At 49.2% G+C, this 15071-nt stretch carries 13 protein-coding genes and 1 tRNA gene; 4 read left to right on the plus strand and 10 right to left on the minus strand.

From position 1 onward, the window contains the following. Positions 1–192: 192 nt before the first annotated feature. From VAE48_RS04970 to VAE48_RS04985, 4 genes are all read right to left on the minus strand, one after another. Entirely contained in the window at positions 193–1182 is a 990-nt protein-coding gene (locus VAE48_RS04970; protein WP_322792214.1) for a lysylphosphatidylglycerol synthase transmembrane domain-containing protein, read from the minus strand. A gap of 127 nt (positions 1183–1309) precedes the next feature. Continuing rightward, positions 1310–2578 (minus strand): S41 family peptidase, encoded by a 1269-nt coding sequence (locus tag VAE48_RS04975; protein WP_322792215.1) that lies wholly within the window; start codon positions 2576–2578, stop codon positions 1310–1312. A 69-nt stretch (positions 2579–2647) separates the two neighbouring features. Continuing rightward, positions 2648–2899: a hypothetical protein gene (locus tag VAE48_RS04980; protein ID WP_322792216.1), complete on the minus strand. Its 252-nt coding sequence runs from the start codon at positions 2897–2899 to the stop codon at positions 2648–2650. After that, the gene (locus VAE48_RS04985; RefSeq protein ID WP_322792217.1) at positions 2896–3558 is read right to left on the minus strand and encodes a pyrimidine 5'-nucleotidase; all 663 of its coding nucleotides are present in this window, start codon (positions 3556–3558) and stop codon (positions 2896–2898) included. The genes VAE48_RS04980 and VAE48_RS04985 overlap by 4 nt, the downstream gene beginning before the upstream one ends. Before the next feature lie 63 nt (positions 3559–3621). On the opposite strand from VAE48_RS04985, the gene mutL reads away from it, so the two are divergent. Continuing rightward, positions 3622–5358 carry a DNA mismatch repair endonuclease MutL gene (mutL, locus tag VAE48_RS04990; RefSeq protein WP_322792218.1) on the plus strand — a complete coding sequence of 579 codons (1737 nt, stop codon included), beginning with the start codon at positions 3622–3624 and terminating at the stop codon, positions 5356–5358. Between the two features lie 6 nt (positions 5359–5364). Here mutL and VAE48_RS04995 read toward each other — a convergent pair whose 3' ends face one another. After that, complete coding sequence (locus VAE48_RS04995) at positions 5365–6129, minus strand: NAD-dependent deacylase (RefSeq protein ID WP_322792219.1); 765 nt, start codon at positions 6127–6129, stop codon at positions 5365–5367. After that, the gene (locus VAE48_RS05000) at positions 6126–7277 is read right to left on the minus strand and encodes a response regulator (protein WP_322792220.1); all 1152 of its coding nucleotides are present in this window, start codon (positions 7275–7277) and stop codon (positions 6126–6128) included. The genes VAE48_RS04995 and VAE48_RS05000 overlap by 4 nt, the downstream gene beginning before the upstream one ends. A 165-nt stretch (positions 7278–7442) precedes the next feature. On the opposite strand from VAE48_RS05000, the gene tilS reads away from it, so the two are divergent. Continuing rightward, a complete protein-coding gene (tilS, locus tag VAE48_RS05005; RefSeq protein WP_322792221.1) occupies positions 7443–8843 on the plus strand; it encodes a tRNA lysidine(34) synthetase TilS in 1401 nt (466 codons plus the stop codon). Here tilS and VAE48_RS05010 read toward each other — a convergent pair. From VAE48_RS05010 to VAE48_RS05025, 4 genes are all read right to left on the minus strand, one after another. Beyond that, positions 8840–9751 (minus strand): tyrosine-type recombinase/integrase, encoded by a 912-nt coding sequence (locus tag VAE48_RS05010; RefSeq protein ID WP_322792222.1) that lies wholly within the window; start codon positions 9749–9751, stop codon positions 8840–8842. The genes tilS and VAE48_RS05010 overlap by 4 nt on opposite strands. 97 nt (positions 9752–9848) lie before the next feature. Further along, the gene (locus VAE48_RS05015) at positions 9849–10874 is read right to left on the minus strand and encodes an LCP family protein (RefSeq protein ID WP_322792223.1); all 1026 of its coding nucleotides are present in this window, start codon (positions 10872–10874) and stop codon (positions 9849–9851) included. Between the two features lie 10 nt (positions 10875–10884). Further along, positions 10885–11751: a muramidase family protein gene (locus tag VAE48_RS05020; protein WP_322792224.1), complete on the minus strand. Its 867-nt coding sequence runs from the start codon at positions 11749–11751 to the stop codon at positions 10885–10887. Further along, the gene (locus VAE48_RS05025) at positions 11752–14115 is read right to left on the minus strand and encodes a HAMP domain-containing sensor histidine kinase (protein WP_322792225.1); all 2364 of its coding nucleotides are present in this window, start codon (positions 14113–14115) and stop codon (positions 11752–11754) included. 378 nt (positions 14116–14493) lie between these two features. Between VAE48_RS05025 and VAE48_RS05030 the strand changes: the two genes are divergently transcribed. Both VAE48_RS05030 and VAE48_RS05035 read left to right on the plus strand, forming a co-directional pair. Next, positions 14494–14581: transfer RNA gene (locus VAE48_RS05030), tRNA-Leu, on the plus strand. Between the two features lie 80 nt (positions 14582–14661). Then, positions 14662–15036: a septum formation initiator family protein gene (locus VAE48_RS05035; RefSeq protein WP_322792226.1), complete on the plus strand. Its 375-nt coding sequence runs from the start codon at positions 14662–14664 to the stop codon at positions 15034–15036. Positions 15037–15071: the final 35 nt, after the last annotated feature.

Here is a 15071-nt window from a genome sequence, read left to right on the forward strand (position 1 = left end):
CCGGCAAATTTCATTTTTGGCTTAATTTCAATATTCGTGTTGCTTTCCGCAGCAGCGGTATTTTCCATAATACTTTTCTCCCAAAGGTCTTAATTACTGCGAGGTTTGATTATACCCCTAGCAGTTGGAACTGTCAATTAAAGAAGCGAGTGTTCAAGAAATAGTCTCTTATTCAGTGCGAATTCTCATTTGTCACGACTGTAGACTTCGAAAAGAAATCATACCCAATAAAAATGGCAGCCAGAAAGTATAGCCTCTAAAGGCAAGGGTGATAACCGCCGCGGCTTCAATGGGCACAGCCAGAGAATTCAGCGCAAAAGTGAGCAGCCCTTCCACGATGCCGATCCCGGCAGGTGTAGGAGAGATAATAACGAACAGATAGGCGATCGAAAAACCGGCGATCAGCTGTCCCGCTGTCACAGGTGTACCAAAGGCCAGAAACATCATTCCTAAAATGCTTACCAGCAGCAATTTGTTGAGGATGGTTAGACTGGCTGGGCGTACCCACCCATGGCGGAGATTTTGAATGGCTTTAACTCCTTCGCTGATTTCAGCAGCAAAACGAATGACTCTATCTTCACTGATTGCCTTTTTTTTGAAGAGAATACCCGTCGCATGGTTGAGAAAGCGGGTGATTTTCAGCAAGAGGCGGCTTAGACGTTCTTCGGAGCAGGATGCCAGATAAACCACCGAAATCATTGCGGTAACAAACAAGAAAAAAAGGATAAAGGCAAAGATTTCAAAAGCCCACAAAACCTGATAAAAAGCCAGGATGATCAAACCAAAGAATATAATCGTCAGTAAGCCGCAATAGTCAAAGATGAGGAATAACGCGCTGCCAACCATAATCCGTGCAGTGGAATGGCCGTTTTTCTGGGCATCCGAGTAAAATACGACCATGCCGCTCATGCCGGCACTCGGTGCAACAAGATTGATGAAGTTCACCGCAAGAAATAAACGTAAAACTTGCAGCAGGGATTTGTTCACTCCCACCAGCGAAAAAAGAGTTTGAAAGGTAGCGGCTGTTACCAAAATCCATCCAAATAACACGACAAAAGCCGCTCTGAGCCAGAGCCAGTTGCCTTTTTGCAGAACAAGCAGGACTTCCTGTAACTCGGTGAAACGGCTGATGATGAAAAGGATGCCGAGTAAAACCACAACGGCGATGATCAATTTTTTCACGGATTGATTATAAACGAGAAAAATCGAACGCAGGAAAAATTACTGGAATAAAACCAAAAAAGCACCCCCGATGTGTTCTGCCGGGAGTGCTTTTCAAACCTGCTCTATAAGGCTTAAGGAAAATTGACTACTTGCTGGTTTGGCTGGGCGCTTGTTTGTTGAGTAATAATTCAATCGCTTTATCGAGCTGCGGATCGCGGTTGGCTTTTTGATCGTCTTCCGTCAGCTCCACGATGACGTCGGGCATCAAACCCTCACCGTTGATTTGGCGCTCATTGGGAGTGAGCCAGCGGGCAATCGTGATCTTCACTGCGCCGGCATCATCTCTCAATTGCCGCCAGGTTTGCACAGTACCTTTTCCAAAGGTTTTCGTTCCGACCAGCAACCCTCTCCCGCGATCTTGGATGGCGCCGGCGGTAATTTCGGAGGCGGATGCTGAACCTTCGTTGACCAGGACCACCAGTGGGATGTCGGTTGCCAGGCCGCCCGGGCGGGCTTGATAGGTTACTTTTTCGCCATTGCCATATTGTTCAAGCATGATTACCCCATTCCCGATGAATTGGGAGGTAATGTTTATGGCTGTATTCAGATATCCACCGGGGTTATTTCGTAAATCGAGAATGATACCGGTGGGGTTGTTCCTTAACAATTCACGCAGTTTGGTGCGTAAATCGCGGTCCGTTCTTTCACCAAACTGGGTAATCTTGATATAAGCGATGTTATTGTCCAGCATTTTACCGCTTACGGTTTCCAGCGTAATTTTCTGACGGACAATGCTGAGCTCAAAGGGTTTCTCTTCCCCTTCCCGCAAGATGGTTAGCCGAACGGTTGTGCCAGCCGGGCCAAGAACCCGGCGCAAGACCAGCTGAGGATCGAGCGAGGTAACGTCTTCACCGTCAACGGCAATGATTTGATCGCCGGCTTTCAATCCGGCTTTTTCGGCAGGTGAGCCTTCCATCGGGCTGATAATGGTGAGGTATTTTCCGCTGGTATCTACCCAGGCGCCAATGCCTTCGTATTCACCTCGCAGGGGGGCGTTGGCCTGTTGATATTCGTCGTTGGTTAAGTATCCGCTGTAGGGGTCGCCCAGCGCTTCTAACATGCCGCGGATAGCGCCTTGCATCAATAATTGGTCGTCTACGGGTTGATCCACATAATTTTCGTGAACCAGATCCCATGCCTGCCAGAAGGGGCTAAACAGCGTTTCCCGGTCTATGGATTGTTGGGTGGCAGATGGCGTACCTGCGGGTGGGTTGTTGGAAAGAAGGGGAATATTGGGCAGGCTGACGGTGGAAGGGAGGCTGATTCCAGCCGCCAGGCCGATGCTGAAACTGACTCCCATCAAAATACCCAAGACGAGCAAAGCCAGTAGAGTTCGAATCACTTTTGAATTCATTATCAATACTCCATTAAGTGGTTTAACACAGGTTAAGTTATCACATGGGGGTTAAGTGAAAATGAAAATTTATTCCTCTGTACTATCTTTATTTTGGTTTAACTCTTTTAACCTGGCTACCTGCTCAGATAATTCTCGCAAAGGACGATCTTCCTTTTCCCAGGGATTATTAAGCGTTTTCATTGTTTCAGAAAGGATCGAAGCGTCGGATTGATTTGATCCTTTCCTGCGGAGCAGGGAAATCAGGCTTAAGTTTGTGACCAGCAGTAATATGGCAATAATGCCAAGAGCTATCCAACCCGCAATTGGAATATCGTTCATTTCTTCCTTGTCATTGAAATGCAGAAATTCGGCGTGAAAAGAGAGGTAAGTTCATGGATGGTTTGAATTTGAAGATGAGCCTCGGATGGCGAGCCATTTCTACCGACCTGAACGGTGAATATCCCCAGAGATCTGGCAGTGGATAGATTTCGGTGAGAATCTTCAAACAGAACACACCGGCTGATGTCGTGAACCCGGCTTTTTTTTAAAGCCAGCTGGAAGGCTTGAGGCATGGGTTTGCAATAGGGCGTAATATCCAAAACATCAATGATTTCATCAAAGCAACCATCCAGCTGAAGGGCATTAATCACCCGATTGGCGTGGGCGCGGTCACCATTGGTGAAGATAATTTTACGAAAAGGGAGCGTGTGAAGAATTTTTCGCAACTCAGGATCGGGTTTAAGGAATTGGCTTACCGGGACATCATGAACAAAGGCAAGGTATTCCTGCGCAGGAATGCCATAAAGCAATTCCAGACCGCGCAGTGTGGTGCCGTATTGGTGAAACATTTGATCACGCAGGACGATGGCGTCTGCAAGAGATAAACCAAGCCGTTGTTGAATATACTGGTTGATGCGCTCGCCAATTGCGTGCCACAAACCCGCTTCAGGAGGGTAGAGAGTATCATCCAAATCAAAAATCAGCAATTCAGGTTTCATGATTATTTTTGAGTATAATCCATTAGATAGATATCTGAAAAGAGCATGTAAAGGGAGTACAGGTTGCCGATTCGGATTTTAGCGGATGAAGTTGCTTCTCAAATCGCTGCCGGGGAGGTGGTTGAAAGACCGGCCTCGGTGGTCAAAGAGCTGATGGAAAACTCTCTGGATGCGGGGTCGCAACGCATCGAACTTCGCGTCGTCAATGCAGGTAAAGACCTTGTAGAGGTCAGTGATGATGGCTGCGGCATTCCTGCAGAGGAGTTGAGGCTGGCGGTTGCCCGTCATGCTACCAGCAAGTTGAACAGCGCCGAGGATTTGTTTCGGATTGAAACACTTGGTTTTCGCGGGGAAGCGCTGGCGTCCATTGCCTCGGTTTCGCGTTTGACCTTGATCTCGCGGGAGAAAAATGCGGAAATTGGAAAGAAAATTGTGGTTGAGGGAGGAAAACTGATCGCCAGCGAGTCGGTTGGCATTCCCGTAGGAACGCTGGTGCGGGTTGAAAACCTGTTCTTCAACGTGCCGGCCCGTCTCAAATTCCTGAAAAGCGACCTGACCGAAAAAAATCAAATCGTTCAATTGGTTTCTCGCTATACGCTGGCTTATCCGCAGGTTCGATTCCGGCTTGTTCAGGATGACAAAGAAGTCTTGCACAGCCACGGAAGAAACAACCGCCGTGAAGTGCTGGCTCAGGTCTATGGCAGCGATCTGGCAAAACAAATGCTGGAAGTGGAACTGGAGGACGAAGACATCCACATTGCAGGTTTCATCAGTCCGGTGGGAGTCAGTCGTTCGAACCGCAGGGAAATCACCTTTTTTGTCAATGGGCGCTGGGTTCAGGATGCCGGTCTTTCGACGGCTTTAATTCAGGCCTATCACACTTTGTTGATGGTTGGCCGTTACCCGATTGCCATGTTGTTTGTTGAGATACCCCCTGATCTGGTGGATGTAAACGTCCATCCTGCCAAAGCAGAAGTTCGCTTCCGCGATGCAGACCGGGTTTTCCGCGCCGTGCAAAGAGCGGTCAAGCGGGCACTGCTGGCATATTCTCCTGCGCCACAATTGAACACCCCAAACTGGCAAAGTAGCACATTTGATTCGGTTGTTGATCCTGCGTGGGGGATGGCACATGATGGGGATGTGGCACAACCGGCAATCGAACCAGGCGAACCTGCCGGTCAGATCAACCAACAGCCAGTCCACCTTCCGACGGATTCCCTGCCGCTGCTGCGGGTGATCGGTCAGGTGGGAGCAGCTTATCTGGTGGCGGAAGGGCCGGACGGACTGTACCTGATTGATCAGCATGCTGCCCATGAACGTGTTTTGTTTGAAAAGTTTATGCGGGAAGCCGGTAAGGAAATTCCCTCTCAAGCCCTGTTGCACCCACAGACCTTTGATTTACCACCTCAGGCTGCATCAGTCTTACAATCTCAATTGGAAGTGCTCAATCGTTGGGGATTCGAAGTAGAATATTTTGGCGGGAATGCTTTTCGGGTAAGGCGCATTCCTGCTATCTTAAGTGGAATGGATCCTATAGCAGCTGTGCGCGCGCTGGTAGAGGACTTTGAAGAGGATGAAACACCACTTCAAACCGAAATTGAAGCGCGGGTGATTGCCCGGGTATGCAAACGGGCGGCGGTCAAGGCGGGGCAAATTCTATCCGGGGAAGAACAGGCTGCACTGGTTCGGGATTTAGAACGCTGCCAGTCCCCTCGAACCTGCCCGCATGGGCGTCCAACGATGATTCACCTTTCGGTGGATTTGTTGGAACGTCAATTCGGGCGGCGTGGCAGCCGTTGATGTGAATTATCCCAGCAGATTGACGATTTCAGGCCAAATTTCGGCAACATCAAAAGGTAGTAACAAATCTGCCCGTGAGTCAAGGTAGGTTGGTGAGAAGGTGTTGATGATCAGGCGCGCGCCTTGTTCCAGCGCATAAAGGGGCAGATGAGCAGCCGGAGTCACTTCCAGGGCGCTGCCAACCACCACGAATAAATCCGCCTGGGTTGCCTGTTCCTCAGCCTGCTGCCATATATTCATGGGAAGCAGTTCCTCGAATAAAACAATGTTGGGCTTCAGAATGGCGCGGCAATTGACACAACGCGGGATTTCTTCTTTTTGGATAAAAGATTCCAGATAATTTTCGACCGGGAAATTTTGGCGGCAAGAAAGGCAATGCAGTTCTTGCATGGAACCATGCACTTCAAGAACCGTTTTTGAACCAGCCTTTTGGTGCAACCCATCAATGTTTTGAGTGATGACGGCTTTTAGAACCCCTTTTTGTTCCAGTTGTGACAGGGCACGATGTGCTGGATTAGGTTGTGCATTGATCATCTCACGAGTCAAGGGACGCAGCCAATTGAAAAACCTTTCGGGGCGGTTGTGAAAGGCAGACAGGGAAGCAACCTCCATTGGGTCATCCCGCGACCACAAACCGGTGTTCGGTGAGCGAAAATCAGGGATACCCGAGGGGGTTGAAATCCCCGCTCCGGTCAGTACGACCATCCTTTTTGATTCGGAGATGTGCATTGCCGCCTGCTGAGCGGCCTGGTTAAATGTCAATGCGGTCATTTATTCAATCGGTCTGCAAACAGGGCAGCCAAACGATTGATCTGTTGACTGAGAATGCCATCCGGTTGCAACTGGATGATGGGGACATTGCGCAGCGCAGCATGATAAGATTGTTCGGGCGCGGGGGGAATCACCAGGGTGATCGGCTTGCCCAGCATTTCCTGAATTTGGAGCGCGGAGAGTTGCAAATCAGCCCGGACGCGGTTCACAATCACCACGTTGAGGATTTTAGATTTTCCAAAACCGTATTCGGTTAATTCATCCATTAATTGGCTGGTGCGTTTCAGCGAATACGGCTGAGGCTCGGCAATTAAAATCATTTCGTCACAATAAGAGATTACTTTTTCAAAGCCGGGCAAAAAGGGATTGCCAATATCCACAAATACCACATCACCAAGCGTTGAAAGATGATGAAGAATTGCCTCCAATTGTGGAACCGCATTTTGGAGCAATGCAAAGTCCTTGATGCGGTGATTGGCTAATAACAGACGTATGCCAAATGTGGTTCTGACCAGTTCTTTTTCGACTGCTGTGCGGGTTACCTCGCCGCTGCGCATGTTCAGCAGGTTGTTTAATCCCTCTGCATTGGGAAAGTTCAATTCACCAGCCCATGTGCCCTGACCTGCGCGAATCTCAGCGGCAATGATTTCTTTGCGGGTGCGCTGGAAGTATGCCAAAGCCAGATTGAGGGCAAGTGTGGATGTTCCCATGCCGCCTTTGGCTGCCAGTACCCCGATCATGGTTGCGCTTTTTTGAACCTGCTGGCCGGCTCTTGCCCGTGTGCGGCTGAGCAGCGCCTTAATATGGGCGATCAATTCAGCCGGGTGGACGGGCTTGGTCAGGTAGTCATCTGCGCCGGCTTCGTAGCCGGTAACCTTATCATCCACTTGAGATTTAGCGGTGAACATCAAGATGGGAATATCGGCTGTTTCGGGATTGGCGCGTAAATCTCTGGCAACCTGAAAGCCGTCAACATCTGGCATCATGATATCCAGTACGATCAGGTCTGGGAGTTCTTTCAGTGCCAGCGACATGCCTTCTTTTCCATTCCGCGCGGAAATGACCTGATAGCCCTGCCGCTGAAGCATTAACCCTACCAGACGCAATGTTTCCAGGTCGTCATCAACGATCAAAATTTTTTCTGCCATGCCTGCCCTCACTGAAAAATAACACTTAAATCAGTCTAGCACAATCTGAAATCCCATACAAGCCGTTTAATTGTTTTAATTTGGTTGCGGATTTGGTTTTGAAAGATTGGAGGGGCGAATTCGACATGCTATAATGTGAGCGTGCTTGAGGAATTCAGACAAAACTTGCGAGAACGTTGCGGCATTTTGGGGGATAAACCGCTTGTAGTGGGCGTTTCGGGAGGGGCAGACAGTTTGACGCTGTTGCACCTGTTTTGCCGGCTAAAGATGCCGGTGTGGGTGGTTTACTTCGATCATCAACTGCGCCCAGAATCAAAAAACGAATTGCTTGCCGTTCGTCAACTGGCGGAATTGTGGCAAGCAAAAGGATTTATCTCAGGTCAGGGAGATGTGCGTCGTCTGGCGGAAAATTCTCATATCTCCCTGGAGGCGGCTGCACGGCAGGCGCGATACCGATTTTTATTCGAAACTGCCGAGAGAATGCAGGCGCAAGCAGTTGCAGTCGGTCACACAGCTGATGATCAGGTTGAAACCGTACTGATGCATCTGATTCGCGGGACTGGTCTGGACGGTTTACGGGGGATGGAGTACCGTACCACTTTACAGGAGTTTTCTTCCACAATCTTTTTAATTCGACCCTTATTGAGTTTCTGGCGGACGGAAATTGAGCAATATTGTCGGGAAAACGGAATTCAACCCTTGCAGGATGTCACCAATCAAAGCCTTGAATTTACCCGTAATCGCATTCGGCATGAGTTAATTCCTATCTTACAGGGATACAACCCTCAAATCAAGGTCAGAATATGGACGATGAGCCGGGTGGTAAACGATCATTTACGCCTGGTGAAACCTCTTATCGAAAAGGCGCTCGATGAAGTTTGCATGGAACGCAAGCCCGGCGAATACCTGACTTTCTCCTACAGCCGCATCACAGATTTACCCGAAGAATTGCTCATCCCGGTTTTGCGGGATGCGATCAAACATCTTAAACCTGCTAGTGAAAATGTGGACTGGCAGGCGTTGAATCTGGCGGCAAGTGAAATTCGCTCCGGACGCCGGACGGGGACGATTCAACTGGGAGATGGGATTGAAATGGTGTTTTCTCAGGACAGGATTTACATAAAAGAGGAATCCGGGCAGATTTTCGATCCTCACCTGCCATCTATTCCATCGAACGAGGAAATTACGCTCAATGGCGGGGGGGAGATCACACTGGGAGGTGAATGGCTTCTCAAAGCAGAAATCTTTCCTGCTGCGAATCTGCCAGCCCGCTGGAAGGAGAACCCATACGAAGCATGGCTGGATGCAGATCATATAAAATTTCCGTTGAAGGTGAGGAGATGGAGGCGGGGAGAACGCTTTCGCCCTTTGGGAATGGAGAGCGGCAGCGTAAAGATTGCAGATTATCTAACCGAAAGAAAAATTCCTCGCCTGCTCCGTGCTCAATACCCGCTGGTTTACAGCGGCGATGATGTTGTATGGCTGCCAGGTATGCAAATTGCGAATCAATTCCGGCTTACTTCAAACACTCAACGAGTGCTTCACCTGATACTTGTGCGCTCTTAATTGCTTGCCGGGTTCATCTCGCTGAGCTGCTTCAATTTCATGCTGATTTCACGCCACTGGATTTTGGAAATCCCCAATTTTTGGCGCAGGTGTTCACGGTTCATATCCGACTTCCAATCGCGCAGGGCGCAGGTCCAGCGACACATGTCAAAGGAAAGATGTTTTTGCAGACCGGCTTCTTCTCCAATATCTTCCAGAAGATATTCAAGACGGCGCGGTGACCAGGGGAAAATGACATCCTTGGGCTGGTATTGTGCCAGATATTCCTGATAGCTTTCTACCCATTCTACGGGGAGTGGAATCTTGCGTTCTTTATAGCGGTTGCGTGGACTGGCGTAGCGTACAAATAAAATTGGGCCGCCCGGTGCCTCTAAATCAATGTGATTGGTTTGAATCGTCAGACATTCTCCCTTTTTGATGCCGGTAGAGAGCAGTAAAAGCAAAAGGGTGTACGGGCGTGCATCCGGTTTTTTTGCCGAGCGGTACGCGTTCGCAACTTCCAGCGTTTTATCCACTTCCTCATCGGTCAAAACAGTTGGGAGAGGGCTGATAACGGATTGCTGAACCACTTTTTCTGCCGGGTCAACCAGAATACGCCCGGACTGATGTAACCAACGAAAGAAAGATTTGATGGAGGTAATTCGTCTGGCAAGACTTTTGGGGCTGCAGGGAACGCCTCGTCCCTGTTGCAGCCAGTTGAGGAAATTGTTCAAATCGCGGGTGCTGATGGCACCGACAGCGCGGTCGGGTGGTAGATATCCGGCCAGAAGTTGCAAATCATTCTGGAAGGCTCTGACTGTGTAAGGAGATTTTCCTTGATCAAGCAAATAAATCTCCCACGAACGGATGGCAGGCAGCAAGGGAGTTTGAGAAGTGATATGAACGGCAGGTGAAGATTCGGAAGACATAGTCCACGATCCCCTTTGTTTTTTCGTATAGCCTATTATTTTATGAGTGTACAACAGAAATCAGGGAAAGTCAAATCTTTTTTCCTGACCACTGGTATTATTTGACCTGATAGGCTTCGTACAGAATTGCCTGAACGCGTTCCTGAATGGGAATCAATACCTGCGCGCCGGTATCGGTCGTATAATGCCAAACATCTGACGGGCCGATGGCAAAACGGTTTATCCGTTCGGGGTTAGAAACCAGGCCAGGTGCAAAGCCAGCCAGTTTTAATGCCAGATCCAGAGGAATGTCTGTTTCGACATTACTGCGAAATTCCTGATACAACTGCGGAGCTTTTGATAAGGCATCCAGGCTCATTAATTTTTTGAAGACCGCCAGCATGACTTCCTGGGCGCGCCGGGTTCGGTCAAAATCGCTGCTGCTATATCGGGAACGGACGTACCATAAGGCTGTTTCACCATTCATGTAGACCCGTCCTGGACCAACCGAACAGTACCCATTCACAGCCTGCGGCAGCTTACAGGTGTCGGTGAGGTTTCTGGCGGTTTCCACTTCAATTCCACCAAGTCGGTCAATGATGTTTACAAACCCCTGAAAATTCGTCATCACATAATGCTCGGGTTTGATCCCAAAATTATTCTGAAAAGTGGCCTGGGTGAGTGCAAAACCGCCAAATTGTTGAGAAGTATTAATCCTTTGCTGACCAACACCCGGAATGTCCACATACAAATCACGCGGAAAAGATACCATGCTGACGGCGCCAGTACGGATATTGACAATGGTCAGAATGATCACATCTGTACGAAAACCGGCATTTGGACGCCAATCCGAACCCAGAATCAGGATGCTGATTGTGTCTTCTGGCTGTACAAGAACGGGAGGAGTGGCTTGCTGTTCTGGCGAAGGGGGCACTTCGGGGGTTGCAATTTGTTCCCCCTCAGGTGTGGGCGTGGGGGCAACCGGCATGAAGGGTGTGGGAGTGGGCGGGGCATTCGGATCCAGGGTCACGATCCGCTGAGATACAGCACGTGGACTTGGCTCGCCAGTAAAATTGGATACCGGCAGGTTGCATGCCGCAGAAATAAAAAATATAAAAACCAATATCCAAAGAATTTTACGCATTCAAATTTCCTTAAGGCGTGACAGTAGTTTCAGTGATAGTCGGCTCAGGCGAATTGGTCACCGAAGGCTCGGGAGTATTCGTTGCTGAAGGTATTAACGTTGGGGTGTTGGTAAAAGTTCCGCTTGGGGTGGGGCTGCTGGGTTGCGGGGTTGGTGGCAGCAGGGTGTTGGTCGAAGTCGGTAGCGGCGTGTAGGTTGCTGAGGGCAGGATCGGCTGAGTAGGTTGGGGTTGTTCCGGAACATCGGTAAAGGTGCTGGTGGCGACATTGGGAACATACAAACGTTGCCCGGCGCGAATAAAATCGCTTGCCAGACAATTAGCCTGTCTCAATTCCCAAACCGAAACTCGATAAAGGCCGCTCAAACGGGTCAATGTATCTCCCGGTTTGAGGGTGTATTTTACCCATCCGCGGGGTGGCAGGCATCGGGTGGCGGTAGGGGAAATGGTCAGAGAAAGGGTGGGTATGATTGAAGGGGTGGAGGTGCTCATCGGAGGGATGAAGAGTTGTGCGCCTGCAATGCTGATCTCTGAGGATAAGCAATTGGCGGCCAGTAATTCCTGTACAGGGATGCCGTATTGGAGTGCCAGCTCTCCAATGGTTTCACCCGCTTGTACCGTATGGACTTGCCAGCCAGCAGGTGGTGGACAGGCGGTTTGTGTGGGAGGCAAGGCAGTGCTGGTGTAAGGAATGGCTGGGGGGGATTGGATCTGGCTGATGGGGGTCAGGTTAGGTGGCGGCAGAGTCGGGTAAAACGTTGGCGTAGGTGGGAAAATAATCTGACCCTCAGAAAGGCTGGCGATCATTGCTCCCAACACGATCAAAGCGAGGGCAATTGAAGCAAAAATCGGAATGAAGCCGCGAAATACCTGAGTCATTTAGGAAACCAATGTTTTTGTGCTGAAGGCAGGGGTCTTTACCGGTAACAAGATGCTGAAGGTGGAGGTCTTTTCTCCGTCACTTTCAACCCATATGCGACCGCCATGTGCTTCGACCAGGGTTTTGGCTATCGCAAGTCCTACACCAGAATCGCCAACCCCTCGTATGGGTGGCGCATCGTTCTTGAGGCGGCGGGAAAATACGCGGGATAATTCATCCGCAGCAATGCCGCCCCCTTCGTCGGTAATTTGAAAGAGAACGAAGAGGGTATTTTTCTCACCCTGTTCCATTTTTACTTTCAGGGTAATATTACCTTCGGGTGGGGTAGCGCTGCCGGCATTTTGGAGCAGGTGGATCAAGACCTGATGGAGCGCATCACGGTCGGCATAGAAGGTTGGTAAGTCGGGTGGAAGCTCCATCAGTAAGTTGATCTCTTTTTCGCGCAGCAAATCGGACATATCGGTGATGGCATGGTCGAGCAGGGTCTCAACATCGAGCGGCTGAGGAGCCAGATCAATTGGGCTGATGTTGAATACGGATGTTTGCAATAAATCGTCCAGCAGTGATTGCATACGATCAGATGAAGATCGGATTCTTTCGAGGAATTTCCGTTGTTGGGCACTCAGGTTGCCGGTTGATTCATTGATTAACAAATCTGTATAGCCGATGACGGACGAAACCGGCTGGCGCAGTTCCTGAATGATGGATAGTATGGCTTCGGTATCTTTGATGTTGAGATTTGTGCTTTGTCCAGCGGAGGACTGCATTTCCACAATCCGCATGTTGGCATTGGCAAGGGCATTTTGCAAACGCGCAACTTCTTCAAGAGCCTGTCTTAATTCCTTTTCGAGGTGTTCCACTTCGGTTGATGAAGCAGGTTTGCCTTTGAGATCGCGCAATGCATCTCGCAGAGTACGATTTTCATTTTCCAATCGCTGAATGGTTTCCTGCGCTTCGCGCTGAATGGCAAGCAAACCGGCGATTTCCAGTGCAGGATCGCTGATGGATGGCAATGAGCCTGGGGTTTCTACTGCAGGCACACGCGCTTCAGCCAGTTCCTGTTTTAAGGCTTTGATTTGCTCCTGATTAAGTCTTAATTGTTCCTGCAAAGCCTGGACACTGGACTCCAGTTTCTCTTTTTGAGTAAATTGCAAAAACAGACCGGAAAGCTCTTCGGCGATGGTGTTCAGGAGGACTTGTTCTTCAACCGTCCATTCACGTTTTGAGTAAGGGGTGAACAGCAGGATTGCTCGTTTTCCATTTGTAGAGTCGGGGATAGGCGACATAAGAACATGTCCCGGTAAAGCCAGCCCCACTGCTTTGGTGAGAGAGAGTAAGTCTTGTACTGGCGATTCGCTTTCGGCGATGAGTTTAAGGGGTTTGCCTTTTTGTAGAGAACTGGTGATAAGCGGGCAAAGTTCACCTTCGATCTGAATTGGGGATAAGGGCTCGTCCCGAATCAGGTCATAGCCGGCTTCCAGAAGTATTGGGCGGTATGGGTTTTCCTGTCTGACGAGAAAGGTTAAATCCGATGAGAAAGTTTTACCAATCGCGGTAGTCAACAGGGTAATTATTTCCGATGATGTTCTGGCATTGGTCAAATGCAACCACGGCATAATGATTCGGCTATCGGTTGGTATGGATCGGGGGGATTGGGGTTCTGCCTTGACTTCCTGCTGCTCTTGAATGGGCATGTGCGCCGGTAATAATGTTTTTGCCAGGGATGGCAGCAAAGGGAAAGCACACATCAATGCCAGCCGCATCGTCGCTGAAAACTCATTTTCGTTTTGCAGGTTGGAAAGGCTGGCAACAGATCCGGCTAACACGATGAGGAAAAACGAGGCGCCGATTTCCCAAAACTTTTGCTTCCGAACGAATAAAAACACGAGTGAAAGTCCGGCGATGAGCAGATTTGGCAGAGTCCAGATCCATTGAAATGGGATGTTAATGAGCGGATTGACCTGGAGGGAAAGATCAACGAAAAAGAGAATTGCGGTGAACAAAAAAAGCGCAATCAAAGCAGCATCTGCTTTTTGATGGGCTTTTGAAAAATTCCACATCCAGCCGACAACGGCCAAAGAAAGAAGGGTTATCGCTTTATCAAGTGGGAAGAGGACTGCTGGATTGGAAATGAGTTTTTGCCAAACTAATGCACTGATAAAGAAAAGGACTATCTGGCCCAACAACAGGAGGATAAATCCACTGATTAATCGCCGGGCGACCCCTGAATTTTTACCCGTACGGATTATGGCTGTGGTTTGTAAACCGGTAAGAATCGAAAATAACAGGATGAGATGGTAAATCAGGTTTCCCGGAGGTTGAGTGAGTAAGTTGAAAATTTGAGTAATCAGGGTATTATCCATAGGCCGGCTTATTCAGAAGAGATTATAGCATGCTCAATTGAGGTGGACAATTTATGTTCGAGGGGAATTGTTTTCCCAACCTGAAAGCATATGGCTTTCTTAAAGTTCCTTGACAATCCAAAAACTTTGTATCGAAACTTGAATTGTGGCGAAACGAACCCCCACCCACCTCCCCCAATATCTTTTTGGCGATATTGGGGGAGGTGCAGGAGGGGGCAAAATCGCTCGATTTGACGCATCAGTGGATAATTCCGAATAGACATCGGTTAGCACCCGCCGGCTGCTGTTTGACCGTCTTCGACTTTGAGAAAGCCCTGCCTGAAAGCATCGCAAAGGTTGACAAATTGGCAAATCAAGATAAAATACCATACGATGAACGCCGAAGTGGCGGAACTGGCAGACGCGCTACGTTCAGGGCGTAGTGAGCATAGCGCTCGTGAGGGTTCAAATCCCTCCTTCGGCACCAAAACCCCGCATGCTGCGGGGTTTACTTTTTCCGGGCAAATTGCACTTGTCCGCTGGATAAGATTATTGTAAGATAAGGACATGAACAAGCTATTCACCCACTGGAAGCAGCTGATCGTTTTACTGGCATTTGTAGTATTGTTTTTCCTGCTGATGGATTTAAACAACCGGCTGGGGGATTTGAGCCGCTTGAATAACCAGTTGACCAAAATTGAAACGCAGGTGGCTGGTCTCAAAGCAACCGAATCAGCGCTCAGTACCCAAATCATTTACTCCACCTCAGAAGCGGCGGTAAATGAATACGCCCGAAATCATGGTTTAATTCGCGAGGGTGAAAAGCTGATCGTTCCCATGGGGGAAGGTACTCCGCAAAGCTTTGTAAACATTCAACCAGAACCCACCCCTGCTCCAATTCGAAATGTGGATGTATGGTGGGCACTGTTCTTTGGTGAGTAAGCAGAGTTTCTGGTTGCATGCTGCCATCAATCCCG

Source organism: Bellilinea sp., assembly GCF_034432615.1.
Classification (GTDB): Bacteria; Chloroflexota; Anaerolineae; order Anaerolineales; family Anaerolineaceae; genus Bellilinea.

What these genes read in the sequence shown, in the direction of transcription:
- VAE48_RS05020 (WP_322792224.1), bottom strand. Translation starts at nt 11,751, where the DNA reads ATGACTCAGGTATTTCGCGGCTTCATTCCGATTTTTGCTTCAATTGCC.
- VAE48_RS05000 (WP_322792220.1), bottom strand. Translation starts at nt 7,277, where the DNA reads ATGGCAGAAAAAATTTTGATCGTTGATGACGACCTGGAAACATTGCGT.
- VAE48_RS04995 (WP_322792219.1), bottom strand. Translation starts at nt 6,129, where the DNA reads ATGACCGCATTGACATTTAACCAGGCCGCTCAGCAGGCGGCAATGCAC.
- VAE48_RS04980 (WP_322792216.1), bottom strand. Translation starts at nt 2,899, where the DNA reads ATGAACGATATTCCAATTGCGGGTTGGATAGCTCTTGGCATTATTGCC.
- VAE48_RS04985 (WP_322792217.1), bottom strand. Translation starts at nt 3,558, where the DNA reads ATGAAACCTGAATTGCTGATTTTTGATTTGGATGATACTCTCTACCCT.
- VAE48_RS05025 (WP_322792225.1), bottom strand. Translation starts at nt 14,115, where the DNA reads ATGGATAATACCCTGATTACTCAAATTTTCAACTTACTCACTCAACCT.
- VAE48_RS04975 (WP_322792215.1), bottom strand. Translation starts at nt 2,578, where the DNA reads ATGAATTCAAAAGTGATTCGAACTCTACTGGCTTTGCTCGTCTTGGGT.
- VAE48_RS05010 (WP_322792222.1), bottom strand. Translation starts at nt 9,751, where the DNA reads ATGTCTTCCGAATCTTCACCTGCCGTTCATATCACTTCTCAAACTCCC.
- VAE48_RS05035 (WP_322792226.1), top strand. Translation starts at nt 14,662, where the DNA reads ATGAACAAGCTATTCACCCACTGGAAGCAGCTGATCGTTTTACTGGCA.
- VAE48_RS05015 (WP_322792223.1), bottom strand. Translation starts at nt 10,874, where the DNA reads ATGCGTAAAATTCTTTGGATATTGGTTTTTATATTTTTTATTTCTGCG.